The 1486-nt window shown below is 41.0% G+C and carries 1 protein-coding gene; it reads right to left on the bottom strand.

Annotated features, from left to right (window positions below; genetic code table 11):
• Window positions 1-188 precede the first annotated feature (188 nt).
• Window positions 189-1283 (bottom strand): tyrosine-type recombinase/integrase, encoded by a 1095-nt coding sequence (locus Xsto_RS20665; RefSeq protein WP_099126312.1) that lies wholly within the window; start codon window positions 1281-1283, stop codon window positions 189-191.
• Window positions 1284-1486 lie beyond the last annotated feature (203 nt).

Here is a 1486-nt window from a genome sequence, read left to right as displayed (position 1 = left end):
TAAATTTGGGAAGCGGCTCGAAAATTAGACTAATCAATCGATTTAAGATAGGGAATCGGTTGCATACCCTTAATAACATTGATAGCTTGATTGTTCGCTTCAAAATAAAGGCAGCCAAGATGGTGATTTTCACTTAAAGACTTAGACATCAAGCATGGGTTAATGGGTGAAAATCCACCCATCTGAAATCACTCTGCCTTCTGCTGCATGAGCTTATTGAATTTTTCGTGTAGTGATTGAGGATATAGTTCTGTGTATACCTGCCAGAGTACATTCAGAGAGCGATGCCCGGTAACCTGTGCGACTTCTTCAATAGAGAAACCAGCCTCAAATAAACGACTTGCACCCTCTCTGCGTAGGTCGTGATAGCGAAGATCTTCAATGCCTAGCTCTTTGCATGCATAGTGAAAACCATTAGATACGCTTACCGGGTTATAGGGAAATATCAGCCCAGTTTCAGATTTGGGTTGCCTTTGTACGATATTCCACGCCTCACCAAGTAAAGGTACAAGCATGTGATTCCCTGTTTTTTTTCGGGGATCTTTCCTCTCTCTCACAAGTACGGATTTCTGTTTTTCGTCGATATCATCCCATCTGATTTTGCATACCTCCCCAATACGCATGCAGGAAAGTATTGAGAAATTCAACATATCCTCGTAAGGAATATTGCTTCCCCAATGATTCCCTTTTCTGCGTAATACCTTCATCAATCTTTCCAATTCTTCGCGTTCTGGTCTTCTGCTACGGCGATGGCTTTTACCGATTAATCCCATTTGAGTTAGTAAGGGGCGAGCTTCATGTGCAGGATTTGAAGTGTAGTCTATATCATAGACAGGCTTGGCTGACTTTAAGACTGATGATAAATAGACTACATCATGGTTAATAGTGGCAGGACTGGCTCCTGTAGAGCATCGCTGTTTACAGTGCTCAATAATATGACTGACCGAAAGTTCAGTCAGGGGTAAATTTGCAAGAGCGCTCTTTGATAATAAATTCAATACGGACTTTTTGCTTTGCCCTGCTTTTTTTCCTAAATTGGGATCATTGATATATTTGTGCAATAGAGCGCTAACTGTAAAATTTTCGACTTCATCGTTCCTTGGTACTCCGTTTTGCTCTAACTCAGCTACCCGCATAGCACCCCATGTTTTGGCATGAGCCTGCTTTCCGAATGTACGGTTCTCTCTGTAGATATATTTACCGCCAGACTTGACACCGACAGTACAGCGATAACGGATAGTGCCATCTGCGCGTGGGCGCTTTTCTATGCTATAGTAAGCCATCTAGAGTGTTCTCCCGTTTAAATTTTCATAATGCAAGGGGTGCTAATAGGGGTGCTGATAATCCCAAAATAGCTTAAAACACCCTTAAATGCACGAAAATCAGCAAAAATAATAACTCGGCAAATTCAACAAAATAGTGAGTTATAACGGGAGCCTAGCGCATTATTTGAGTAATTTATTTTTCTATTTAACCTATTATTAAT

Source organism: Xenorhabdus stockiae (assembly GCF_002632825.1).
Lineage (GTDB): Bacteria > Pseudomonadota > Gammaproteobacteria > Enterobacterales > Enterobacteriaceae > Xenorhabdus > Xenorhabdus stockiae.
The sequence above is the reverse complement of the archived record's forward strand: the minus strand, read 5'-3'. Positions and strand labels throughout refer to the sequence as shown.

What these genes read in the sequence shown, in the direction of transcription:
- Xsto_RS20665 (WP_099126312.1), bottom strand. Translation starts at nt 1,283, where the DNA reads ATGGCTTACTATAGCATAGAAAAGCGCCCACGCGCAGATGGCACTATC.